Here is a 24,001-nt window from a genome sequence, read left to right on the forward strand (position 1 = left end):
GCATCTGGCGAAGTTCCCGTCCGACCGGCCCCGAACGTGCCCCGCGCTCGGCCCGGTGGGAGCCGAAGGGGGAGTCGCGGTCGGCGTTGTCAGTGGGGCGGTCCACAATGGTCCGCGTCAGACTCAGACATACTCGCGGGTTGATCCCCCAGCTGGTTGACCCGCCTGGTTGACCCGACGCTTTCCCGACATCGGCAGTAGACGCAGCAGAAGGAGCCGCAGCCGCGATGGCCCGCCGCAGCACGAAGACCCCGCCGCCGGACGACTTCGAGGAGAGGATCCTCGACATCGACGTCGTCGACGAGATGCAGGGTTCCTTCCTTGAGTACGCGTATTCGGTCATCTACTCGCGCGCCCTGCCGGACGCCCGCGACGGTCTCAAGCCCGTACACCGCCGCATTCTGTACCAGATGAACGAAATGGGGCTGCGCCCCGACCGCGGGTACGTCAAGTGTGCCCGCGTCGTCGGCGAGGTGATGGGTAAGCTCCATCCGCACGGCGACGCATCGATCTACGACGCGCTGGTGCGCATGGCACAGCCGTTCTCCATGCGGCTGCCCCTGGTGGACGGCCACGGCAACTTCGGTTCCCTGGGCAATGACGACCCGCCCGCCGCGATGCGGTACACCGAGTGCCGGATGGCGTCCGCCACGTCCCTGATGACGGAGTCCATCGAAGAGGACACCGTCGACTTCTCGCCGAACTACGACGGCCAGGAGCAGGAACCGGCAGCCCTCCCCGCCGCGTATCCGAACCTCCTCGTCAACGGCGCCTCCGGCATCGCCGTCGGTATGGCGACGAACATGCCGCCGCACAACCTGGGCGAGGTCATTGCCGCCGCCCGCCATCTGATCAAGCACCCCAGCGCCGACCTCGACACGCTGATGCGCTTCGTGCCGGGTCCCGATCTGCCGACGGGCGGCCGGATCGTGGGCCTCGGCGGCGTACGGGACGCGTACGAGAAGGGCCGTGGCACGTTCAAGATCCGTGCGACGGTCACCGTGGAGAACGTCAGCGCCCGCCGCAAGGGCCTGGTCGTCACCGAACTCCCCTTCACGGTCGGCCCCGAGAAGGTCATCTCCAAGATCAAGGACCTGGTCGGCTCGAAGAAGCTCCAGGGCATCGCGGACGTCAAGGACCTCACCGACCGCGAGCACGGCCTGCGGCTGGTGATCGAGGTCAAGAACGGCTTCAACCCCGAGGCCGTATTGGAGCAGCTCTACAAGCTCACGCCGATGGAGGAGTCCTTCGGCATCAACAACGTCGCGCTGGTGGACGGCCAGCCGCTGACGCTGGGCCTCAAGGAGCTGCTGGAGGTCTATGTCGACCACCGCTTCAACGTGGTGCGCCGGCGCAGCGAGTTCCGGCGGACCAAGCGGCGCGACCGTCTCCACCTGGTCGAGGGCCTGCTGACGGCCCTGCTGGACATCGACGAGGTCATCCGCCTCATCCGCTCCAGCGAGAACAGCGCGCAGGCCAAGGAGCGGCTGATCGAGCGCTTCTCACTGAGCGACATCCAGACGCAGTACATCCTCGACACCCCGCTGCGCCGGCTGACCAAGTTCGACCGTATCGAGCTGGAGTCGGAGCGTGACCGGCTGCAGGACGAGATCGAGAAGCTGACGCGGATCCTGGAGTCGGACACCGAGCTGCGCAAGCTGGTCTCCGGCGAGCTGGCCGCGGTCGCGAAGAAGTACGGCACGGACCGGCGGACGGTCCTGCTGGAGTCGGCGGGTACCTCGGTCGGCGCGGTGCCGCTGGAGGTCTCCGACGACCCGTGCCGGGTGCTGATCTCCTCGACGGGCCTGCTGGCGCGTACGGTCACCGGGGACGTGCCCTTCGACGCCGATGCCAAGCGCGTCAAGCACGATGTGATCGTTTCGGCGGTGCCGGCGACGACCCGCGGCGAGGTGGGGGCGGTGACGTCCCTGGGCCGGCTGCTGCGGATCTCGGTGATCGATCTGCCGCAGCTCCCGGAGACCGCGGCGGCGCCCAACCTCTCCGGTGGCGCACAGCTCTCCGAGTTCCTCACCTTGGAGGACGGCGAGGATCTGATCTGTCTGACCACGCTGGACGAGTCCTCGCCGGGCCTGGCGCTCGGCACGGAACAGGGCGTCGTCAAGCGGGTGGTGCCCGACTACCCCTCCAACAAGGAGGAGTTGGAGGTCATCACCCTCAAGGACGGCGACCGCATCGTGGGCGCGGTCGAGCTGCGCACCGGCGAGGAGGACCTGGTCTTCATCACCAACGAGGCGCAGCTGCTGCGCTATCCGGCGTCGCAGGTGCGGCCGCAGGGCCGGCCCGCGAGCGGTATGACGGGCGTCAAGCTGGGCGAGGGTGCGAAGGTGATCTCGTTCGCCGCGGTCGATCCGGCCGCCGACGCCATGGTGTTCACGGTCGCCGGCTCGCACGGCACGCTGGACGACTCGGTGGCGACGGCCAAGCTCACCCCGTTCGACCAGTACCCGCGCAAGGGCCGGGCGACGGGCGGTGTGCGCTGCCAGCGGTTCCTGAAGGGCGAGGACTGTCTGACCCAGGCGTGGGCCGGGCCGGCTCCGGTGCGGGCCGCGGACGCCAAGGGCAGCCCGGTCGAGCTGCCGGAGGTGGATCCGCGCCGGGACGGCTCGGGAGTGCCGCTGATGAAGCCGGTGACGGCGCTGGCGGGGCCGGTGTAACCAGCAGCCTCGGCGGCAGAGGTGGTCGACGCCGTCGGGCCGGTGGACAGCCGGCCCGGCGGCGTCACTCGTCCTCCGCCTCCTCGCGTGCCGCCACGTACCGCAGCACGCCCCACATGCTGTTCGGATCGGCTTCCGACGGTGCGCTCTGCCGGCAGTTCTCCAGCTCCTTGCGCAGGGCCGGGGCGTCGATGCCGCTGCCGATCATGACGAGCTGGGTGCACCGTTCCTCGCCCTTCGGCCACGGCGCGGGGTAGAAGCGCAGGAAGTCACCGACGGCGTGCACCGTGAACTTCTGGCGGTTCTCCGGTACGTCGAAGTGGACGAAGCCCTTGATGCGGTAGAGGCCGGCCGGCCGGCTGTCGAGGAAGTCCATGAGACGGCGCGGGTGCATCGGCTCGGCGGAGGTGAACTCCACGCTCTCGTAGGCGGCGTGGAGGTGGCCTGCGTGGTGGGTGTGACCGGGGTGGCCGCAGCGGTCGTCGGCGTCATGGATGTCGTGGCCGTCGTGGGCGGCCGCCCCGTTTGCCGCGGCCTCGCGCAGCAGGTCCTCGAAGGACAGCTGGCGGACGGCCGCGTCATGATCCTCGCCCGGCCCGCGGTCGAAGAACAGCTCGGGATCGACCCGCCCGTATGCGGTGCAGATCACCGGGCGGCCGGGTGCGAGGCCGGCGAGTGTGTCCATGAGTGACTGCCGCGCCACGTCGCCGATGCGATCGGCCTTGTTGAGCACCACGATGTCGGCGATGCCCACATGCCGGTCCAGTTCGGGATGCCGGGCCCGGGTGTCCTCGAACTCCGCGGCGTCGATGACCTCGATCAGCCCGCCGTAGACGATCCGGTCGTTGTCGCTGGCGAGGATCATCCGGATGAGTTCCTGCGGCTCGGCCAGCCCGCTGGCCTCGATGACGATCACGTCGATACGGGCGGAAGGGCGGGCCAGCCGCTCCAGGTAGGTGTCCAGCTCGCTGGTGTCGACCGCACAGCACAGACAGCCGTTACCGAGCGAGACCATCGAGTCGACCTGCCCGGCGACGGTCATGGCGTCGATCTCGATGCTGCCGAAGTCATTGACGATCGCGCCGATACGGGTGCCGTCGCCGTTGCCGAGCAGATGGTTGAGGAGGGTGGTCTTGCCCGACCCGAGGAAGCCCGCGAGCACGACGACCGGGATCTGTTGCGTGGCCAAGGGGGGCGCCTCCATGGTGCGGGTGGCGGGCCGCGCGGACCGGCGGCGGACGAGCTGTCGATCGTAACGGACCGCCGGCGGCGCGGGCCCGGCCCGGCTAAAGGGGCGCGACGACGGGCAGTGGCTGCGGCGGAGGCGGTCCGACATACCGCGCCGCGGGACGGATGATCTTCGAATCCTCGGCCTGCTCCAGGATGTTGGCGCTCCAGCCGACCACCCGGGCCGCGCAGAAGGTGGGCGTGAACATCTCGCGCGGCAGTCCGCACAGCTCCATGACGACACCCGCGTAGAGCTCCACATTGATGTGCAGCTCACGTCCGGGCTTGAGCTCGGCGAGCAGCTCTTCGACCCTCGCCTCCACTTGGACGGCGAACTCCACCAGCGGGCCACCGAAGCGCTCGGCAATGCCTCGCAGCATCCGGGAACGCGGGTCCTCGGTGCGGTAGACGGAGTGCCCGAACCCCATGATCCGGTCGCCGCGCAGTACGCGTTCGCGGATCCAGGAGTCGATGCGGTCGGGGGTGCCGATGGCGTCGAGCATGTCCAGTGCCCGGCTGGGCGCACCGCCGTGCAGCGGCCCGGAGAGCGCGCCGACGGCGCCGACGAGGCAGGCCGCGAGGTCGGCGCCCGTGGAGGTGATGACGCGCGCGGTGAAGGTCGAGGCGTTGAAACCGTGGTCGATGGTGGAGATCAGGTACGCCTCGATGGCCCGGACCTGTTCCGGCTCCGGCTCGTCACCGGTGAGCATGTAGAGGTAGTTGGCCGCATGGCCGAGGTCGGCGCGCGGCTCGACGGGCTGCAGGCCCTGGCCGAGCCGGTGCAGGGCGGTGATCAGGGTCGGTACGGCGGCGCAGGCGGCGAGCGCGTCGGCACGGCGGCGGCCGGCATCGATGTCGTACAGCGGACGGAAGCCCACCGTTGCACCGAGCAGCGACAGCGCGGTGCGCAGCCCGGCGAGCGGACCGGAGAGCGCACCGGCTCGGGCGAGGGCGGGCAGCGCGTCACGTACGGCCGCAGGCAGTGAACGCATGGCCGCGGTCTCGGCCCTGAACGCCGCCAGCTGCGCGGCGTCGGGCAGCTCCCCGTGGAACATCAGGTACCAGACGTCCTCGAAGGTGCGGGCCGTGGCCAGCTCGACGGCGGAGTACTGGCGGTAGTGGTAGAAGCCCTCGGTGCCCCGGACGTCGCCCAGTTGGGTCTCGGTGACGATGACACCCGCAAGCCCCCTGGGAGCGTCGATCGGTGCGTTCACCTCGGCGGTCGGCATGGCTGATCTCCTTGCTCTTCCTCACCCGAACATTGATCCGACTGTCTATGCTTGACTCAATAATTGTCAATGTTGATTGAATCAATATGGACGGGACTGGATACGGTGACCTCATGGCGGATCGAGAAACGGTGCAAGGTACGGGCGGGCAGCGGCTGAGCACCCGGGAAGCAGCCGACCGGCTCGGCGTGAAGCCGGAGACGGTGTATGCCTACGTCAGCCGCGGCCAGCTCACCAGCCGCCGCGAGCCGGGAGGCCGGGGCAGCACCTTCGACGCGAAGGAGGTCGACGCACTGGCCCGCCGTGCCGGACGCCGCGAACCTTCCGCCTCTGGCAGCGAGTTGGCGGTCCGTACGGGCATCACACTGATCGACCGCGACCACTGCTACTTCCGCGGTGTCGACACATCGGAACTCGCCGCCCACTACAGCTACGAGGAAGTCGCCGAGTGGCTGTGGACCGGTGACATGCGGCCGGGCATCCACTTCACCGCGCCGCAGGACGCACTGTCCGCCGCCCGCCGTGCCGTTCAGGCGCTGCCGGCCCACAGCGGACCGATGGACCGGCTACGGGTCGCCGCGATCGCCGCCGCGGCAGCCGACCCCCTGCGCTTCGACCTGTCCGAGGACACCGTCGTCGACACCGCTCGCAGCCTCATCCCGGCCCTTGTCGACGCCTTGCCGTCGCACGCCGCGCAGCAACGAGCTGCCGGTTCACTCGCACCACGCCTCTGGTCACGGCTGACCGCCGAACCGGCCGACGCCACGGTGCTCCGCGTCCTGGACGCAGCGCTGGTCCTGCTCATCGACCACGACCTCGCCGCCTCGACATTCGCGGTCCGGGTCGCCGCCTCCGCGCGCGCCCATCCGTACGCGATCGTCTCGGCCGGCTTCGGGGCACTGGACGGCGTGCTGCACGGCGCGGCGAGCGGGCTCGCCCACCGGATGCTGCTGGAGGTGCTGGACCGGGGGAGCGCAGCCGCTGTGGTCGCCGACCACCTGCGGGCCGGTCGCCAAGTACCGGGCCTCGGCCACCGTCTCTATCCAGGCGAGGACCCACGAGCCCGCACTCTTTTCCAGCTCCTGGAGGACGTACCGCGGGCCCGCCCCGCCCTGGAAGCAGCCCGTCAAGTGATCACCACCACGGCCCGCCATACGGAGCTGCATGCCAACGTCGACCTGGCCTTGGCCGTACTGACCGTCTCGACAGGCATGCCGACCGAGGCGGGCGAGACCATCTTCGCCATCTCCCGCACGGCGGGCTGGATCGCCCACGCCCTGGAGGAATACGCCGAACGCCCTCTCCGTATGCGCCCCAGCGGCCAGTACCACGGCCCCCACCCGCCACAACCGTTGCCGTGACAGGCGGCCTGCGAGCGCACGGATGGGAAACGGAGCCGACCCTGACATTGCCGGCACCGGCTCGGCCGGCATCGACATCGCCGAACCTCACACGGAGCGGCACCCACTACGCCTCGGGGCGATCCGCTCGCCATCGTCCCTGGACGCACACCCAAAATCCGGCGCCGACCGGATGAGGTTAGGCTCACCTATGTGAGTACCTGCGCCACCGCTTCCCGTGAATCGGCCGAATCTCTCGCCGGCACCGCGGCACCTGCCCGGACCTGGCTGCTCATCGAGCAGACAGGGCCCTGGGGAGCCCACGCGCTGACAGACAGCCACCTCGATCCTGACGTCGGCCGGGCCCTTGAGGCCGCGGCAGAGGGGACGGGCGTACGCGTCGCTCTGATCCGGCGGCCGGGACGCCATGCCGACTGTCACGAAACCTCCAGGCGACGCCTTTTCCTTGCGCACACCGCCCCGGGCCGCTCCTGGATCCGTACGACCGCCGTCACCGACCCGCGGGCCGCCCTCAGCCTGGACTTCGCGGCCTTGGGGGCGGGAGAGCACCACGGCCTCTGGGAGCCGTACATCGGTGAACCGCTGGTCCTCGTGTGCACCAACGGCAAGCGGGACCGCTGCTGCGCCCTGCTCGGCCGCCCGCTCGCAGCCGAGCTCGCCACCTGCGGAACCGAGGTCTGGGAGGTCACCCACATCGGGGGCCACCGCTTCTCCCCCACGCTTTTCGTCCTCCCGTACGGCTACGCCTACGGACGGGCGTCGGCCCCCTTGGTCAAGGAGGCCGTGGAGGCGGCGCGCGACGGACGGATCTCGGGCGACCACTGCCGTGGGCGCTCGGCCTGGGACCGGCCGGGTCAGGCCGCTGACCTTGCCGTCCGCAGGCTGATCGGGGAGGACCGGGCGGACGCACTCGACGTCGTACGGACCGACACGGTGTGGCCCGAACCCAAGCCTGCCGACAGCCGGACGCCCGGCAGCTCGGCGGTCGCGGAAGCCTCCCCTGCCTGGGCCGTTACCGTTGCGCACTCCGACGGGCGCACCTGGCTGGTCACCGTCGAACAGCGGGCCGATGGTGCTGCGGCGCCCGCTAGCTGTGGTGCGCCGCTCGGTCCACCGGCGCGCATGGCGGTTGTCTCCGTCACTGCGGCGAGCGTCATGCTTCACGAGACGCACCTGGCCGCCAGTAGGTGATCTCGCGAGTTTTCTGCGCCAGTCGCCGACTCTTTCCGCAGCCTCCGCTTGCACCACACGCGTCCGGTGCGGGTCCGCGCGTTTGCCGGACTGATGGCCGTCTGGGAGCCGGTGGCCGTCCCGGCCCCCTGACGCATGGCCCAGTCCGACAGGGCTGTCCGGCAGGGCGGGGCCGTCCCAGGACCAGGTGAGGCGGCAGACGAAGCGCACTGACCAACTGCGCCGAGCCCCCACAACCCCGCCTCGGCGGTCGAACGCCACGCCGCCCGCCCTCTTCCACCTCTGACGCCACACCCCACAGCCATCCCCCGCCGACCCCATGACCGCTCCCTTCTGCGCACCCGCCGCGCGACTCACCTTCGCCCTGGCGGCCCTGACCGCCCCGCGCAAGGCCTTTCGTTTTCACCATGCGAGGCTAAGCGTGCACAGTCCGCAGCCAAAAGACCTGTGGATAACTCCCATCACCTCTCCCCCGGCCCACTGATGAGCACCTGACCTGCGCCTTCGCTGCGAAAGACAGTCTCCGGGCCCATCAGCGGGCCGATGACGGCTCCCGGCGCATGAGTAGCCTCCCGCTCGGGGGATCGCATGGACGAACCGGAGACCAACGGCCCCGAGCAGGACGAGCCCACCATGGCGGCTGTGAGTCGCGCCATCCTCCTCGTGATGGCTGCTGGCGTCGTGGCATGGGCGATTGTGACGGCGTTGGGGATCTTGGTGTTCGCCTTGGGGTAAGACGCCAACAACAGCGGGGGCACGCACTCGACCCCAGGTTCCCAGTTCCGGGCTGGACGGAGTCACAACCGAGTCGCCGCCCCGGACACCCTCCGAATTCCCCCCGTCTGGGATTCCCGCCCGACTGCCGCCACGCTTACTGTTCGTTCATATGGGCGAAAAGGAAGAGTCGGTTCCACGCCCGAGCGGCGCAGAGCCCTCGGGTTCCGTGCCGTTTCCCGCCGACACCCCGGCCTCCGACGCCGCCGGCAAGCCGGGCAGCACCCCGCACACGGCCGGCAACCGACCTGCCGTCGAGGCCACCGCCCGAGCCAACCGCGGGCCGGCCGCCCCAAAGCTGCCGCGCCGTACTCGGCCACGCCTGGGCTGGCCGCGTCGAGTGTTCTCCCAGGTGCTGATGGTGCAGCTGGCCATCGCCACCGGTGTCACGGCGCTGGCGACCGGCCTGTTCCTCGCCCCACTCAGTACGCAGCTCGATGACCAGGCGATGCGCCGCGCTCTCGCCATCGCACAGACCACCGCCGCCGGGCCTCGCCTCGACGATGCCCTGGAGGCCTCCCGTCCGACGCGTCATGGCCCCGTGCAGAACGAGGCGGAGCGGATTCGCGCCGCCACCGGTGCCGAGTACGTGGTGATCATGGACAAGCGGGGTGTGCGCTGGTCCCACACCGACCCTGATGAGATCGGGCGCCACGTTTCCACCGACCCGAGCGCCGCGCTTTCCGGTCAGGACGTCATGCAGATTGACGAGGGCACGCTCGGCCGGTCCGCGCGCGGCAAGGTGCCGCTCCGTGACGAGGACGGCAAGGTCGTGGGCGCCGTCTCCGTCGGCATCGCGTACGAGAGCGTGCAGGAACGGCTGCTCTCTACCGTCCCCCAGTTGCTCGCCTACGCGGGCGGCGCGCTCGCCGTGGGCGCGCTCGCCGCATATCTCGTTTCCCGCCGCCTCCAGCGCCGCACCCACGATCTGGCCTTCTCCGACATCTCCGCGCTGCTCGCCGAGCGGGAGGCGATGTTGCACGGCATCCGCGAGGGGTTCCTCGCGCTCGACAAACACGGCCGCATCCGTCTCATGAACGACGAGGCGCAGCGCCTCCTGGACCTCCGCCACGAGCACACCGGGCACCGTCTGGAAGCAGCCATGCCACCGGGCCGCACCACCGATGTTCTGGTGGGTCGTGTTTCGGGGCCGGACCTACTGGCCGTCAGCGGGCAGCGGGTCCTGGTGGCGAACCGTATGCCAACCGATGACGGAGGTGCCGTGGTCACCCTGCGCGACCGCACCGAACTGGAGCGGCTGGGGCGCGAACTGGACGGCACCCGTGGCCTCATCGACGCCCTCCGCGCCCAGGACCACGAGCACGCCAACCGGCTGCACACCCTGCTCGGCCTGCTCGAACTCGGGCTGCACGAGGAAGCCGTGGAGTTTGTGACCCAGGCGGTGGGCGTGCATCGCGCGACCGCCGAGCAGGTCACCGAGCGCATCCACGATCCGCTGATCGCCGCCCTCCTGGTGGGCAAGGCCACCGTCGCCACCGAGCGGGGCGTGTCCTTGAGCATCTCCCCCGAAACGCACCTGCCCGACCGTCTCGTCGACCCGCCCAGCCTGGTCACCATCCTCGGGAACCTCGTCGACAACGCCCTGGATGCCACATCGGGCAAGCGCGACGCCCAATTGGAGGCGGAGATCCGCGCTTACGGCCGAACCGCCATCGTGCGCGTCAGCGACAACGGGCCGGGCGTGCCTATGGAACGTCGCGCGGAAATCTTCACCGAAGGATGGACGACCAAGGAGCCGCCCGCCCACGGACAGCGCGGCATCGGCCTGGCACTCGTATGCCGACTCGCCGAGCGCTACGGAGGTAACGCCGAGGTCGCCGAGCGCCCCGGTGGCGGTGCGGTATTCACCGTGACGGTCCCCGACGCACTCTCCGATGAGCTTCCTGAGCCCCGTGCAGCAGCCCCACAGGAAGCAGTCACCGACACTCACACCACCAGGCGGGCCGCAGCGGGCGCTCACCGCCCCCAAGGCGCCACGGAGGCCGGCCGATGATCGATGTACTGGTCGTGGACGACGATGTGCACGTCGCGAAGATCAATGCGGCATACGTCGGCAAAATCGAGGGATTCCGCGTCAGCTGCCTCGCGCACACCGCTGCAGAGGCCCTTACCGCCCTCGAGACCCACCCTGTCGACCTGATCCTCCTGGACCACTACCTCCCCGACAGAACAGGGCTCCAACTGGTCAGCGAGCTACGGCGCCGTGGTCTGCTCACCGACGTGATCATGGTGACTGCGGCTCGCGATATCGCCACCGTGCAGGCGGCGATGCGCCACGGTGCGCTGCAGTACCTGGTCAAGCCGTTCACCTTCGCGGGCCTGCGCTCCAAGCTGGAGGGTTACGCGGCGCTGCACCGCACGTTTGCGGGCGGCGGGCAGGCGGAGCAGTCCGAAGTGGACCGGATCTTCGGGGCGTTGGGAGCTGCCAACGCCGGATCGGCCGAGTTGCCGAAGGGGCACTCCACCGCAACCGCCGACCGTGTGCGCTCGGTGCTGCGCTCCGCGGATGCCCCGCTGTCCGCACAGGACGTTGCCCTGCGGGCGGGACTGAGCCGGCAGACCGCCCAGCGCTACCTCAAACTCTTGGAACGCGCCGGGCGAGTGCGTCTGACGCTCAGGTACGGCGAGACCGGCCGCCCCGAGCACCGCTATGAATGGGTCTAGGTGTGCTGTCCGGAGAGGTTGGTGACGCGGCTGGCTGGGGTGTGGCCGCTGATGCCGGTGTGGGGTCGGTGGTAGTTGTACCAGTCCAGCCAGTCGGGAAACGCTGCCTGCCGTTCGGCGTCTGAGGTGTAGGGCCGGTGGTAGGCCCATTCGTCGAGCAGGGTGCGGTGGAAGCGTTCGACCTTGCCGTTGGTCTGGGGGCGCCAGGGCCGTGTCCAGCGGGGCTGGATGCCCAGGTCGCGGCAGGTCTGGCGCCAAGTGTTCTTGCTGTAGGACCAGGCATTGTCGGTCAGGACGCGTTCGACGGTGACGCCGCGGGCGGCGAACCATGTGCCGGGACAGCACACCTAGTGTGATGCGCCTGAAATGACGAGACTAAGTCTGTTTCAGGTTTCAGTGGTCGGCGGGTTGATTTTGGTGAGGTAGTCGGCGAGGGAGTTGAGGATCTCGTCGGCGGTCTTGGTCCAGGTGAAGGGCCTGGGGTTCTCGTTCCATCCGTCGATCCAGGCCCTGATGTCTTGCTCCAGGGCCTTCACGGAGGTGTGCACCCCGCGGCGGATGAGCTTGTCGGTCAGCAGGCCGAACCACCGCTCGACCTGGTTCATCCAGGAGGAGCCGGTGGGGGTGAAGTGGACGTGGAAGCGGGGATGCTTGCCCAGCCACGTCTTGATCTCGGCGGTGTTGTGGGTGGCGTAATTGTCACAGACCAGGTGGACGTCGAGGCCGGCGGGCACGGCCTTGTCGATCGTGACCAGGAACTTCTTGAACTCGATCGCCCGGTGGCGGCGGTGCAGCTCCGATATGACGCTGCCGTCGGCGATATTGAAGGCGGCGAACAGGCTGGTGATGCCGCGCCGCAGGTAGTCGTGGGTACGGCGCTCGGGCATGCCCGGCATCATCGGCAGCACCGGCTGGGACCGGTCCAGCGCCTGGATTTGGCTCTTCTCATCCACGCACAGCACCACCGCTTTCTCGGGCGGATCGTGGTACAGGCCGACGACGTCGACGACCTTCGCGATGAACTGCGGGTCGGTGGAGAGCTTGAAGGCGTCCTGGAGATGAGGCTTGAGGTCGAACTTCTTCCAGATCCGCCCGATGGTGGACTTCGACAGCCCTGAGTGCTTCGCCATCGAGGCCCGCGACCAGTGGGTGTCCTTTCCCGGGGTGGACTCCAGCGTCGCGGTGAGCACGTCCTCGACCTGGTCCAGCAGGATCGAGGGCGGCCTGCCGGGACGCGGCTCATCGGTCAGCCCGTCCAGCCGCAACCGGAGGAACCTCGACCGCCAGCGATTCACCGTTCCCTGCGATACACCGAGTTCGGCGGCGATCTCCTTGTTCGTCCCGTCTTCCGCGCACCGCAGCACGATCTTCGCCCGCAGCGCCAGGAACTGCGCGGTCTTCGCCCGCCGCGCCCAGCGCCTCAGTTCCGCACGCTCAGCCTCGGAGAGCACCAGCTCCGGCTTGCGCCGACCCGTCCGCGGCTCGTCCACCAGGCCCGCCATCCGCCGGGCCACGAACCGCGAACGCCACTTGCGCACCGTCTCCGTCGACACCCCGAAGTCCGCTGCTACACCGGTATTTGACGCTCCCTCCGCACAGGCCAGAATGACCCGGGCCCGCTCTGCCACACGGGCCGACACCGCACCACCCGCCCAATGCGCCAGCTCCGCCCGCTCCTCGGCAGACAGCACGACTTCGACAGCACGAGGACCCCGAGACACCATGAAAACAGCCTACAGACTTAGTCTCGTCATTTCTGGCGCATCACACTAGTGAGCTGGTCCGGAGATCTTGTCGTAGTAGCGGCAGATGCGGTCGATGATCTGGTCTGCGGTCTTGGTCCATCTGAAGGGCCGGGCCTGGTCGTTCCAGGTCTTGATCCAGTCCTCAAGCGTGGCCGTCAGCTCGTCCAGTGAGCAGAACACGCCGCGTTCGAGGCAGCGCCGTTGCAGTTCGGCAAACCACCGCTCGACCTGGTTGATCCAGGATGAGTACGTGGGTGTGAAGTGCAGCTCGAACCGGGGATGCGCAAGCAGCCACTTGTGCACGACAGGTGCTTTGTGGGTGCGGAGGTTGTCGCAGATGACGTGGACCGCCAGGCCGGACTCGGTCTGGCGGTCGATCTCGTCGAGGAAGTCCCTGAAGTCCACGGCCCGGTGCTGGGCCGAGAGCTTTCCGATCACTTTTCCGGTCGCGGTGTTCAGCGCAGCGAACAAGTCGATGGTGCCGTGCCGGACGTAGTCGAAGCTGCGCCGTTCGGGCACTCCAGGCAGCATCGGCAGCACCGGAGCGGTCCGCTCAAGTGCCTGGATCTGCGGTTTCTCGTCCACCGCGAACACTGCCGCGTTCGCCGGCGGAGCCAGGTAGAGACCGACCACGTCGCGGATCTTGTCGATCAGCAGCGGGTCCGGGGAGATCTTGAAAACCTCGGTCCGCCATGGCTGGAGGCCGAACGCCCGCCAGATCCGCAGCACGCTCGTGGGCGAGATCCCCACCTGCCGGGCCATCTCCCGCTTCGGCCAGTGCGTCGCCCCCTGCGGGGTCTCTTCCAGGGTGCGCACCACCACCTCCTCCACCTGGGCGTCGGTGATGGTGCGCGGGACACCGGGCCGTGGCTCGTCGGACAGCCCGTCGAGCCGGTCGCGCAGGAACCGTGTGCGCCACCGACGCACCGTTTTGCGGTCGGTGGCCAGCCGTGCGGCTGCCGCGGTGTTGTTCAGCCCGTCAGCACACGCCAACACGATCCGTGCCCGCTTCGCCAGACCCTGCGCGGTCGTGCGGCGTCTGGCCCAGTTCTGCAAGATCAGCCGCTCGGCCCCTGTTAACACCAACGGCTCCAGCCTGGTATCGCCCATCTCCCCAGCACAGCGCGGGAAGACCGGCCCCCTCAGCCGAACGCCAAGATCTGAAACAGAACACGACTCACGTGGCGACCCGAGAACTCAAGACCAGCTCACTAGGCCGTTTCTGATGGCTCTTCGACGGTGTCGCGGAGCCAGATGACGATGGCTGCAACGGTCAGGGTGCCGTTGAAGATGTAGTCACGTTTGTCGTACCTGCTGGCCACTGCGCGGTACTGCTTCCACTTGCTGACACATCGCTCGACGGCACTGCGGTGGCGGTACTGGGCCTTGTCGAAGGCCGGCGGACGTCCGCCGGCTGAGCCCTTTCGCTGGCGTTTGGCCCGCTGGTCATCGGGCTGGGCGATGGTCGCTTTGATGCTGCGTCGTCGCAGATAAGCACGGTTGTCGTAACTGGAGTACGCCTAATGGGAGGCGAAGGCCGACGGGAGTTGACCTTCGTGGGCGTGAGCCGAGCCTTTGAGTATGCCCGGGCCTGAGAGCCCTGTTGACAAGACGAGGCTGGCTCGCGCCCAGCCCTCTGGGCAAGAGTGTTCGGAATCAGGTGTGGTTCGTCCTGATTGAGCCTCGAAGAGGTCCTGTTACTGCGGGACGGCCCGCCCGCGGCTCTCGGGCACTTGGCTGTTCGTAGTCCGAGCCGGTTGCGCGGATCACCTCTCCACTCTGCCTTGAGCTTTCAGCTCTGACGTGGACCGAGGGCCGCGCGACTCGCTGGGGTTGCGAACGGCTGGTGGGATGACGTGCCTTGAGCACTTCCATTAGGGAGGACGCGCACCCTGCACAGGCTCTGACCTGGAAAGAAAGTCGTCACGAAGGAGGACCGGATGGAGATCACCGGGTTACCGACACCAGTGTTCTGCGGGGTGGACTGGGCCGAAGATCACCACGACATCGCGCTGGTCGATGCGGGTGGGCAACAGCTCGCAAAGGTGCGGATCAGCGACGATGCCGCAGGGTTTGCCCAGCTCATGGCTCTACTGGCCGAGCACGGTGATGACGAGGACACCCCAATTCCGGTGGCGATCGAGACGTCACGCGGACTGCTCGTCGCGTGTCTGCGGACCACCGGCCGACCGGTCTTCGCGATCAATCCGCTGGCGGTCGCCCGCTACCGGGACCGCCACTCCGTCGCCCGCAAGAAGTCAGACGCTGTCGACGCCGTGGCCCTGGCCAACATCCTGCGAACCGACATGGCTGCCCACCGGCCGCTGCCGGCGGACTCCGAACTCGTTCAGGCCATCGCCGTGCTCGCCCGGGCCCAGCAGGACGCCGTCTGGGCTCGCGGCCAGGCACACAACAAGCTTCGCTCCCAGCTCAGAGAGTTCTACCCGTCGATCCTCGACGCCTTCGCGAGTCACAAGCACGGCCTGTGCTCGAGGGAAGCCCGCAGCATCCTGGCCGCAGCACCGACCCCGACATCGGCTGCGAAGCTGACACGGCGGCGCCTGCAGTCGCTGCTCAGGCAGGCCGGCCGCATCCGCGGCATCCAGGCCGAAGCCGAACGTCTCCACGAGGTCTTCAAACGCGACTACCTCCACCAGCTCCCGCAGGTGGAGGCGGCTCTCGGGCATCAGATGTCCGCTCTGCTCAGGCAGCTGAACACCGCCTGCGACAACGCTGACCAGCTCGAGGAAGCCGCTACGCAGGCCTTCGAGGAGCATCCGGATGCACCGGTCATCCGGAGCTTTCCAGGCCTCGCCGCACTGACCGGCGCCCGGGTCCTGGCGGAGATCGGCGATGACCGGACCCGGTTCGCCAACGCCGGATCACTGAAGGCATATGCGGGAAGCGCCCCGGTTACCAGAGCCAGCGGCAAGAGCTGCCAAGAGCTGCAAGGTCATGAGCCGGAAGGTCAAGAACCAGCGACTGGCTGCCGTCGGCTACGTCTGGGCCTTCGTCTCACTCACCAGGTCACCAGGCGCCAGAGCTCACTACGACCGCCGCAGAGCAGCCGGCGACCGCCATGTCGCAGCACAGCGGAACCTCTTCAACCGTTTCATGGGCACTGTTCCACTGCCTCCAGAACGGTCACACCTACGACGAAGCAATCGCCTTCCCACAGCCCTCAACCAGTCATACCTCAGCGGCAGCTTGACGCTTATTCGCGTGGGATGTCTTGTCACCGCGGACGCGATCCGGTCGGCTGCGGGGTCGGCCAGGTCCGCGCCGCCGGATGCGCAGGCCCTCCAGCACAGGGATGAACATCGGGCTGTCGCCCCGCTGGCCCGGAGAGGTCTGCCAGGTCAGCGGCCGGGCCCGGTCGTCGGCCAGCAGATGGACCTTGCTGGTCAGTCCGCCTCGTGAGCGTCCCAGCGCCTCACGCCCATCGGCTTCCACACGCGCACCGCCCCCTTTTGCGGGAAGTCATGTGGCGGCCGCCGGCGGGCACCGGCCGCGTGCTGATGGGCCCGGCACGACGTGGAGTCGATGTTCACCGCCCATTCCCACCGCTGCACGCTTTCCTTCTCCACGGTGTTGGTCAGCGCCTCGTCGGGGTCGGTGGCGTCAGCCTCGATCTGTAACGCGGTCAGGATCTGCTGCCAGGTACCGTCCGCTGACCAGCGGCGGTGCCGCTCGTAAACGGTTTGCCAGGGGCCGTAGCGTTCGGGCAGGTCCGGCCAGGGCACGCCGGTACGGGCCCGGAACAGCACCCCGTTGATCACTCTGCGGTGATCGGCCCACTGCCCGCCGGGCTTGCCGTTGGCGGGCAGTAAAGCCTCGATCGTCTGCCACTGCGCGTCCGTGAGTTCATGTCGCCGCACCATAAGACGCGCCTGCCCAGCCGATGAACTGATCCACCACCGCAGCAAGAGCCATCAGAAACGGCCTAAGCAGCCCCCGCCCCCGTGAGCGCCCGTACCTCCGTCTCCGCGTGCCGTGCCTCGTCGGCGGCCTCCGGGGACAGCACCGTTCCCAGCCAGCCCATCAGAAAGCCCAGCGGGATCGATACGACGCCGGGGTTGTCGAGCGGGAAGACGGCGAAGTCCAGGCCGGGGAAGAGCGACTCCGGACTCCCAGAAACCACTGGTGAGATGACGACCAGGGTGATCGCAGGAATCAGACCTCCGTAGACGGACCACACGGCGCCGCGGGTCGTGAAGCGTCGCCAGAAGAGGGTGTACAGCAGGACCGGCAGATTGGCCGACGCGGCGACGGCGAACGCCAGCCCCACCAGGAAGGCCACGTTCAAGTCCTGGGCAAGCAGGGCGAGGCCGATGGCGACCGCGCCGACAGCCACCGCTGCGATGCGCGCCACGGCTACCTCGGCGCGCTGGGCGTCCTGTGCCGTGCCGCGTGGGCGTCGTAGGGAGGCATACAGGTCGTGTGCCACAGAGGCGGACGACGCGAGCGTGATGCCGGCGACCACGGCCAGGATGGTGGCGAACGCGACCGCGGCCACCACGGCGAAGAGCACAGTCCCTCCGGTCGAACCGGCGCCGCCTCCCAGATCGAGGGCGAGCAGCGGAACGGCGGTGTTGCCGGCCGTATTGGACGCCCTGACAGCGTCGCTGCCGAGTACGGCAGCGGCACCGAACCCGAGCACGATGGTCATCAGGTAGAAGCCACCGATCAGACCGATGGACCATACGACGGAGCGCCGGGCGGCGCGCGCCGTGGGGACGGTGTAGAAGCGGGAGAGGATGTGCGGCAGTCCGGCCGTGCCGAGGACGAGCGCGATGCCGAGGCTGATGAAGTCGAGCCGCGAGATCCAGTCGCCGCCGTATTTGAGGCCGGGCGCGAGGAAGTCGCGGCCGTGGCCGCTGCGTTCTGCGGCAGTGCTCAGCAGTTCGTTGATGTCTCCGTGGAAGCGGGCGAGTACCAGGACGGTCAGCGCGACGGCGCCGCCCATGAGGAGTACGGCTTTGACGACCTGGATCCAGGTCGTGGCCCGCATGCCGCCGAAGGCGACATAGACCACCATCAGGGCGCCGACACCGATCACCATCCAGGTACGGGCCTGCTGGCCCGCACTCCCCACGAGCAGGGCGACCAGGCTGCCCGCACCGACCATTTGCGCCACCAGGTAGAGCACGGACACGGTGACGGAGGCCGCGCCGGCGGCGATACGGACGGGGCGTTCCCGCATCCGGGCAGCGACGACATCGGCGAGGGTGAACCTGCCACAGTTGCGGACCAGTTCGGCGACAAGGAACAAGACGATGAGCCAGGCAACAAGGAAGCCGACCGAGTACAGCAGGCCGTCGTATCCGAAGAGGGCGATCAGTCCGGAGATGCCGAGGAAGGATGCGGCGGACATGTAGTCCCCCGCAATGGCGAATCCGTTCTCCATAGGGGAGAACAGTCTTCCGCCCGCGTAGAACTCCTCGGTGGAACCGCGCCGGCGGCGGCTCACCCAGGTGGTGATCGCCAGGGTGACGGCGATGAACACGCTGAACAGGAGCAGCGCGAGAGTCTGGTGGTCACCGGTCACCGGATGTTCCCTCCGGTCAGTTCCTGGGTTTCCCAGCGGATGTCGAGCGCCGCACTGTCCCTGCGCAGCCGGGCATGACGCGCGTACGCCCAGGTGAGCAGGAAAGTGGTGGCGAACTGGCCGAGTCCGGCGAGCATCGCGACGTTCAGGGCGCCGGCGACGCGGTGGGCCATGAGGTCCGGCGCGGCGGTCGCCGCGATCACATAGGCGAGGTACCAACCCAGAAAGGCCACCGTGCCGGGCAGGACGAACCGCCGATAGCGGCGGCGCACCTCCTGGAAGGCCGCGCTCCGCTGCACCGCCAGATAAACCTCGTCGTGCGGCGCGGACCGCGGTTCCGGCGGCGGTGGCTGCGTGCCACCCCACCGGTCCGTTGTCTCCGCCGCGTCGTCCCGTTCGCCCCACCCGGAGGCGAGAGCGTCGTACCAGGGGTCGTCGAGCCGTAGGGCCCCTGGCTCACCGACCGAGCGGCCGTCCTGCTTGTCCACCGAACTCTCCTTGATGCACGGGTCTGTTGTCCGTGCGGCCCAAGGGTGGACAGAAAGGAAGATCCGGGACTCTTCATTGCGAATCCTTCACCCCATCAGGTGATGGGCTGCCCGGGCGGCTGTGCGAGGCCGTGGCGGTACGCGTAGTGGATGGCCTGGGCGCGGTCCCGTAGCCCCGCTTTGGCGAGGAGATTGTTGATGTGGGTCTTCACGGTCGCGGTGGAGACATGCAGTGTGCGCGACCTCCGGGTTGGACTGGCCCTCGGCGATCATCCGCAGCACCTCCACCTCACGGGCGGCCGGCTCGTCCGGGTGCTCGACACAGGTGCGGCGGGTGCCATCGGGCAGACCGATTCCGGAGTCGCTTTTGGCGAGTTCACCAGGCACGCCGCGGCCACCGGAGTCCCGCATCTCGAGCCTCACCGTCGTCCGTCCCTGACTCCATTCGCACGCTCACCCGGACTCCCGGAGCGTGCTTGCGCACGTTCGTCAGCGCCTCCTGGGCGACCTTGCGGTCAGCGAGGCCCGCTTCAGCCAGCACGGTGCGGACCTCGCCCGCCCACGTGCAGATAAGCGCCCTCAGCGGCGGCCAGACGGCGCAGAAAGCCCTCGACCCAACCCATCCCCCACGCAGCCCGGAAAGCGCCTCACGGGCCCCTTCCAGCCCGTCACGGGCTATCCCCCGGCACGCCCCCGCCCGCCTCAGGAGCTGGTCGCGGTCGGCCTCAAGGTCAGCGCTCGGCCGGATCATCAGTCGCGCCGCCTCCGAACGCACCAGTTGTGCGCTGAGGCTGTGGGCGAGACGTCGTGGATCTCTCGTGCTGTCCGCCCGCATTCGGCACGCGCCGCCGATTCGGCCTCCGCCTTGCGGGCCGCTCGCTCCTGGGCCAGCAACCGTTGAGTGTTGCCGCGCGCCTCGGCATCCAGCCGTACGACGTAGCCCGCCAGCGCCAGGCCCACGGTGGCGGCGGCGGGCGCCGTCTCCTTGTCCGTGTTCGCCGCTGCGTACGCACCGAGGGCGGCAGCGGCGGCTCTGCAGTCTGGTGCTGCGCAGGCCTCATAGGCATCGCCGCAGCCATGAGCATCCACCGGGCCGGGGAATTCGACCGTCCGGCGCTACGGAGCGGTACTGCCGTCCGGATCGGAGCCAGGGCGGGGCCCGGGTGGAAACGGCGACGGGCGCCTGTCCACCCAGGGGTGGACAGGCGCCCGTCGGGAGCTGCAGCCCCCTTAGGTGTCGATACGCGAACGGTCCAGAGTGGACGCGGAGTTGGTGATGAACTCCTTACGGGGGGCGACTTCGTTGCCCATCAGGAGGTCGAAGGCCTTCTCCGCCGCTTCGAGATCGCTGATGTTGATGCGACGCAGGGTGCGGTGGCGCGGGTCCATGGTCGTCTCGGCGAGCTGGTCGGCGTCCATCTCACCCAGGCCCTTGTAGCGCTGGATGCTGTCCTTGTAGCGGACCTTCTTGCGCTGGAGTTCGAGCAGGGTCTGGCGCAGTTCGTTGTCCGAGTACGTGTAGATGTACTTTTCCTGGCCCTTTTTGGGGTTGATCAGTTCGACGCGGTGCAGGGGTGGGACGGCGGAGAACACCCGGCCCTGTTCGACCATCGGGCGCATGTAGCGCTGGAAGAGGGTCAGCAACAGGCAGCGGATGTGAGCACCGTCGACGTCCGCGTCGGCAAGGAAGATGACCTTGCCGTAGCGGGCGGTGTCGATGTCGAAGGTACGGCCGGATCCGGCCCCTATGACCTGGATGATGGCGCCGCACTCGGCGTTCTTGAGCATGTCCGAAACCGATGACTTCTGGACATTCAGAATCTTGCCGCGGATCGGCAGCAAGGCCTGGAACTCCGAATTCCGCGCCAGCTTGGCAGTACCCAGCGCCGAGTCTCCCTCGACGATGAACAACTCGCTGCGGTCGACGTCGTCGCTGCGGCAGTCCGCGAGCTTGGCCGGCAGCGAGGAGGACTCCAGCGCCGTCTTCCGCCGCTGGGCCTCCTTGTGCTGACGGGCGGCGATGCGGGTACGGGCCGCGGCGACGATCTTCTCCATGACGGAGCGCGCCTGCTGCTTGTCATCCCGCTTGGTGGAGGTCAGGAACGACTTGAGTTCCTTGCTCACCACCTGGGCGACGATCCGCGAGGCGGCGGAGGTACCGAGCACCTCCTTGGTCTGGCCCTCGAACTGCGGCTCCGCAAGTCGTACGGTCACGACGGCGGTGAGCCCCTCCATGGCGTCGTCCTTGACGACGTCGTCCTCGGCGACGCGCAGCAGCTTGCTCGACCGCAGCACCTCGTTGACCGTCTTGGCGACCGATCGCTCGAAGCCGGAGACGTGGGTGCCGCCCTTGGGCGTCGCGATGATGTTGACAAACGACTTCACCGTCGCGTCGTAGCCGGTGCCCCAGCGCAGCGCGACATCGACGCCCAGCTCCCGGGTCACCTCGGTCGGTGTCATGTGACCACGGTCGTCGAGGACCGGCACGGTCTCCTTGAAGGTGCCCTGTCCGCTCAGCCGGAGCACGTCGCAGACGGCCTTGTCCTGCGCGAGGTACTCGCAGAATTCGCTGATGCCGCCGTCGTAGCGGAACGTCTCTTCGGTCTTTCCGGCACCGTCGATACCGCGCTCGTCACGGACCACAAGGGTCAGGCCCGGCACGAGGAAGGCCGTCTGGCGGGCGCGGGCGTGCAGCGTCTCCAGGGAGAGCTTGGCGTCCTTGAGGAAGATCTGCCGGTCGGCCCAGTAGCGCACCCGGGTGCCGGTCTTCGTCTTGGCGATCCGCTTGCCCTTGAGCAGGCCGTTGCCCGGGTCGAAGGGGGCGTCGGGGCCCGATTCGGTGAAGATGCCGGGGACGCCGCGGCGGAAGCTGATCGAATGTGTCTTGCTGCTGCGGTCCACCTCGACGTCCAGCCGGGCGGACAGGGCGTTGACGACCGAGGCGCCGACACCGTGCAGACCGCCGGAGGCCGCGTACGAGCCGCCGCCGAACTTTCCGCCGGCGTGCAGCTTGGTCATCACGACCTCGACGCCGCTGAGACCTGTCTTGGGCTCGACATCCACGGGGATGCCGCGGCCGTTGTCCCTGACCTCCACCGACCCGTCGTCGTGGAGGATTACCTCGATGTGGTCGCAGTAGCCGCCCAGTGCCTCATCGACGGAGTTGTCGATGATCTCCCAGAGGCAGTGCATCAGTCCCCGGCTGTCCGTCGAGCCGATATACATGCCGGGGCGCTTGCGGACGGCTTCGAGCCCCTCGAGGACGAGCAGATGCCGCGCGGTGTAGTTGGAACCGTCCCGGTCTGCCCCGGTCAGCACTGCGGTGGACGGCACGGACATCTCGGCGGTCACGCGGTTCGCTCCTCGCTGAATTTCTGGCAGTCCGCATTCCGCGGACTCGGTTGTGGCGGTGTCGCCGGTCAGAGGGTACCGAGGCCTGGTAGAGCCGATGTGACGCCACCCGTAAGCACGACCATGGTAGTAGAATTTCGCTCGTACGTTCGATCCCTCGTTGGGGTGACGTCCGAGTGACGTGCACATCACGTTCCCTTCGAGGCATGAACCATTTAGGCTCCGGGCACGTCCTCATCAACAACCGGCAAGCCGGCCGGGAGGACAGACCAACAACCAACGTGAATCAGACCACCACGCAATACGGCTCATTCGCCGCCACCCGGCAGCACCCGGCCCCCTCGAAGAATTTTTTCGAGGAAAAGGCACGAGCGGGAACGTTTTCGGCCTGGTTGGATGTTGACCCTGGTACGACAGCTCGTCGAGCTAGAGAAGAGGCGACGTGACTACTGTTCTGACACCCGCGAGCCCGCTGACGGCCGCTGACCGCTGCGACCGCTGCGGCGCCCAGGCATACCTGCGCGTCGTCCTGATGTCCGGCGGAGAACTGCTCTTCTGCGCCCACCACGGTCGCAAGTTCGAGCCAGAACTCAAGAAGATCGCCGCGGAAATACAGGACGAGACGGAGCGGCTGACCGCTTCTCCGGCGTCCGCGTCCGAAGAGGAACGCTGACACTTCGCATCCACGACGAGCGAGCAGCGGCCCAGCGCCGTATCGCGGGCGGTCTCCCCGGCACCACCGGGGAGACCGCCCGCACTCGTACGCTCACACACACGCCTGACAGCTCCCCGCGCCGCTCAGCCGGCCCCGTGTGCGGACACAGCCGGGAGCAGCGCTGAGGCGCGCGTATAGACCCCCGGACTGCCTGCCTGACCGCAGCCGGTCCCCCACGACACCAGGCCCACCAGCCGCCCGTGCACGACGAGCGGCCCGCCGCTGTCGCCCTGACAGGCATCCCGGCCGCCGGCCGGCTCCCCTGCGCACAGCATTGATTGCGCCCTGTATCTGCCGTCGGCACTGCCCGGATAGGCCCGCGCACAGACCGCATCACGCAGCACATTGACGTGCGCCGCCCGCAGGCGTGACGCATAGCTGCCCCCGCCTGTGGTGTCGCCCCAGCCGTACACGGTGGCCGCATTGCCCGGCTGGTAGGCGCTGTCCTGTCGTCCAGCCATCGGGATGGGCCGGTTCGGGAGCGGCTTGTCGAGCGTGAGGACGGCCATGTCGCCGTCGTTCGTCCAACTGTTGTAGCGCGGGTTGACCCAGATCTTCGCAGGCTTGAGCTCCTGTCCGCCGCCGCCGGCAAGGTTGTCGCGTCCGACGACGATCCTCAGGTCCCGTACCTGACGCCAGGGGACGCCCAGCACCTCCTTGCTCAGGCAGTGCGCCGCCGTCACCACCGTCGAATGCCCGACGAGCACGCCGCCGCAGAACTGTCCCGAGCGCTGGGCCCCGAAACGCTCATGGGAAGCCAGTGCCACCGCCCAAGGGCTGTGCGACAGCGGTGCGGGCTTTCCACCGATCACCGACTCGTCCGCGGCCGCCGGCGTCGGCAGGGCGAGGACCAGCGCGAGGGCTCCGAGGGCAGCGTGGGCGATCGGACGCATTCGGACTCCTGACTCTGAGGCAGTGCGCGCATACCCAGAGTGACCCAATCGGCGGCCCCGCGCACCCCGGACGGGCGCGAGCCCGGCCCCTCCGGCTAGGAGGGACCGGGCTCGTGATG

At 68.4% G+C, this 24,001-nt stretch carries 16 protein-coding genes and 4 pseudogenes; 8 read left to right on the top strand and 12 right to left on the bottom strand.

The annotated features are described in order from the left end of the window. Positions 1–227 precede the first annotated feature (227 nt). Complete coding sequence (locus SLV14N_RS10140) at positions 228–2,675, top strand: DNA topoisomerase (ATP-hydrolyzing) subunit A (RefSeq protein ID WP_263269084.1); 2,448 nt, start codon at positions 228–230, stop codon at positions 2,673–2,675. 64 nt (positions 2,676–2,739) lie between these two features. Here SLV14N_RS10140 and SLV14N_RS10145 read toward each other — a convergent pair whose 3' ends face one another. Further along, positions 2,740–3,864 carry a GTP-binding protein gene (locus SLV14N_RS10145; protein ID WP_263269085.1) on the bottom strand — a complete coding sequence of 375 codons (1,125 nt, stop codon included), beginning with the start codon at positions 3,862–3,864 and terminating at the stop codon, positions 2,740–2,742. 97 nt (positions 3,865–3,961) lie between these two features. Further along, on the bottom strand, positions 3,962–5,131 hold the full coding sequence (locus SLV14N_RS10150; protein WP_208680661.1) for a citrate synthase/methylcitrate synthase: 1,170 nt from the start codon (positions 5,129–5,131) through the stop codon (positions 3,962–3,964). A 113-nt stretch (positions 5,132–5,244) separates the two neighbouring features. Between SLV14N_RS10150 and SLV14N_RS10155 the strand changes: the two genes are divergently transcribed. The 5 genes from SLV14N_RS10155 (at position 5,245) to SLV14N_RS10175 (ending at position 11,142) form a co-directional block, all read left to right on the top strand. Then, positions 5,245–6,492 carry a citrate/2-methylcitrate synthase gene (locus tag SLV14N_RS10155; RefSeq protein WP_263269087.1) on the top strand — a complete coding sequence of 416 codons (1,248 nt, stop codon included), beginning with the start codon at positions 5,245–5,247 and terminating at the stop codon, positions 6,490–6,492. 192 nt (positions 6,493–6,684) lie between these two features. Then, a complete protein-coding gene (locus SLV14N_RS10160; protein ID WP_263269089.1) occupies positions 6,685–7,683 on the top strand; it encodes a sucrase ferredoxin in 999 nt (332 codons plus the stop codon). A 588-nt stretch (positions 7,684–8,271) separates the two neighbouring features. Then, on the top strand, positions 8,272–8,418 hold the full coding sequence (locus SLV14N_RS10165) for a hypothetical protein (RefSeq protein WP_208680664.1): 147 nt from the start codon (positions 8,272–8,274) through the stop codon (positions 8,416–8,418). A 397-nt stretch (positions 8,419–8,815) separates the two neighbouring features. Then, entirely contained in the window at positions 8,816–10,471 is a 1,656-nt protein-coding gene (locus tag SLV14N_RS10170; protein ID WP_263273093.1) for a sensor histidine kinase, read from the top strand. Then, on the top strand, positions 10,468–11,142 hold the full coding sequence (locus SLV14N_RS10175) for a response regulator (protein ID WP_208680665.1): 675 nt from the start codon (positions 10,468–10,470) through the stop codon (positions 11,140–11,142). The genes SLV14N_RS10170 and SLV14N_RS10175 overlap by 4 nt, the downstream gene beginning before the upstream one ends. Here SLV14N_RS10175 and SLV14N_RS10180 read toward each other — a convergent pair. The 4 genes and pseudogenes from SLV14N_RS10180 to SLV14N_RS10195 form a co-directional block, all read right to left on the bottom strand. Next, positions 11,139–11,471: pseudogene (locus SLV14N_RS10180) on the bottom strand (integrase core domain-containing protein); the annotation flags it as partial. The gene SLV14N_RS10175 and the pseudogene SLV14N_RS10180 overlap by 4 nt on opposite strands. 57 nt (positions 11,472–11,528) lie before the next feature. Beyond that, positions 11,529–12,866, bottom strand: coding sequence for an IS630 family transposase (locus SLV14N_RS10185; protein ID WP_263268279.1), 1,338 nt, complete (start codon positions 12,864–12,866; stop codon positions 11,529–11,531). Between the two features lie 45 nt (positions 12,867–12,911). After that, positions 12,912–13,997 carry an IS630 family transposase gene (locus tag SLV14N_RS10190; RefSeq protein WP_263268278.1) on the bottom strand — a complete coding sequence of 362 codons (1,086 nt, stop codon included), beginning with the start codon at positions 13,995–13,997 and terminating at the stop codon, positions 12,912–12,914. 101 nt (positions 13,998–14,098) lie between these two features. Next, a pseudogene (locus SLV14N_RS10195) lies at positions 14,099–14,407 on the bottom strand (transposase); the annotation flags it as partial. A 420-nt stretch (positions 14,408–14,827) separates the two neighbouring features. On the opposite strand from SLV14N_RS10195, the pseudogene SLV14N_RS10200 reads away from it, so the two are divergent. Beyond that, a pseudogene (locus SLV14N_RS10200) lies at positions 14,828–16,098 on the top strand (IS110 family transposase). A gap of 193 nt (positions 16,099–16,291) precedes the next feature. Here the strand turns inward: SLV14N_RS10200 and SLV14N_RS10205 are convergent. From SLV14N_RS10205 to SLV14N_RS10230, 5 genes and pseudogenes are all read right to left on the bottom strand, one after another. After that, a complete protein-coding gene (locus SLV14N_RS10205; RefSeq protein WP_263269090.1) occupies positions 16,292–16,768 on the bottom strand; it encodes an IS5 family transposase in 477 nt (158 codons plus the stop codon). A gap of 62 nt (positions 16,769–16,830) precedes the next feature. Then, entirely contained in the window at positions 16,831–18,435 is a 1,605-nt protein-coding gene (locus SLV14N_RS10210) for a cation acetate symporter (RefSeq protein ID WP_263269091.1), read from the bottom strand. Beyond that, positions 18,432–18,923, bottom strand: a complete 492-nt coding sequence (locus SLV14N_RS10215; protein WP_263269092.1) for a DUF485 domain-containing protein — start codon at positions 18,921–18,923, stop codon at positions 18,432–18,434. The genes SLV14N_RS10210 and SLV14N_RS10215 overlap by 4 nt, the downstream gene beginning before the upstream one ends. 95 nt (positions 18,924–19,018) lie before the next feature. Beyond that, positions 19,019–19,220: pseudogene (locus SLV14N_RS10220) on the bottom strand (response regulator transcription factor); the annotation flags it as partial. A gap of 933 nt (positions 19,221–20,153) precedes the next feature. Continuing rightward, positions 20,154–22,274 carry a type IIA DNA topoisomerase subunit B gene (locus SLV14N_RS10230; RefSeq protein WP_018092879.1) on the bottom strand — a complete coding sequence of 707 codons (2,121 nt, stop codon included), beginning with the start codon at positions 22,272–22,274 and terminating at the stop codon, positions 20,154–20,156. Between the two features lie 442 nt (positions 22,275–22,716). Between SLV14N_RS10230 and SLV14N_RS10235 the strand changes: the two genes are divergently transcribed. After that, positions 22,717–22,947, top strand: a complete 231-nt coding sequence (locus SLV14N_RS10235; RefSeq protein ID WP_006602664.1) for a hypothetical protein — start codon at positions 22,717–22,719, stop codon at positions 22,945–22,947. Positions 22,948–23,072: 125 nt separating this feature from the next. On the opposite strand, the gene SLV14N_RS10240 is transcribed toward SLV14N_RS10235, so the two are convergent. Beyond that, positions 23,073–23,882 carry a serine protease gene (locus SLV14N_RS10240; RefSeq protein WP_263269093.1) on the bottom strand — a complete coding sequence of 270 codons (810 nt, stop codon included), beginning with the start codon at positions 23,880–23,882 and terminating at the stop codon, positions 23,073–23,075. Between the last annotated feature and the right edge of the window lie 119 nt (positions 23,883–24,001).

The organism is Streptomyces sp. Je 1-4 4N24, assembly GCF_026239515.1.
GTDB classification, from domain to species: Bacteria; Actinomycetota; Actinomycetes; order Streptomycetales; family Streptomycetaceae; genus Streptomyces; species Streptomyces nigrescens.

Coding starts and splice junctions, on each gene's coding strand:
- SLV14N_RS10140 (WP_263269084.1), top strand. CDS start 228: ATGGCCCGCCGCAGCACGAAGACCCCGCCGCCGGACGACTTCGAGGAG.
- SLV14N_RS10150 (WP_208680661.1), bottom strand. CDS start 5,131: ATGCCGACCGCCGAGGTGAACGCACCGATCGACGCTCCCAGGGGGCTT.
- SLV14N_RS10155 (WP_263269087.1), top strand. CDS start 5,245: ATGGCGGATCGAGAAACGGTGCAAGGTACGGGCGGGCAGCGGCTGAGC.
- SLV14N_RS10165 (WP_208680664.1), top strand. CDS start 8,272: ATGGACGAACCGGAGACCAACGGCCCCGAGCAGGACGAGCCCACCATG.
- SLV14N_RS10170 (WP_263273093.1), top strand. CDS start 8,816: ATGGTGCAGCTGGCCATCGCCACCGGTGTCACGGCGCTGGCGACCGGC.
- SLV14N_RS10175 (WP_208680665.1), top strand. CDS start 10,468: ATGATCGATGTACTGGTCGTGGACGACGATGTGCACGTCGCGAAGATC.
- SLV14N_RS10185 (WP_263268279.1), bottom strand. CDS start 12,866: ATGGTGTCTCGGGGTCCTCGTGCTGTCGAAGTCGTGCTGTCTGCCGAG.
- SLV14N_RS10190 (WP_263268278.1), bottom strand. CDS start 13,997: ATGGGCGATACCAGGCTGGAGCCGTTGGTGTTAACAGGGGCCGAGCGG.
- SLV14N_RS10205 (WP_263269090.1), bottom strand. CDS start 16,768: ATGGTGCGGCGACATGAACTCACGGACGCGCAGTGGCAGACGATCGAG.
- SLV14N_RS10240 (WP_263269093.1), bottom strand. CDS start 23,882: ATGCGTCCGATCGCCCACGCTGCCCTCGGAGCCCTCGCGCTGGTCCTC.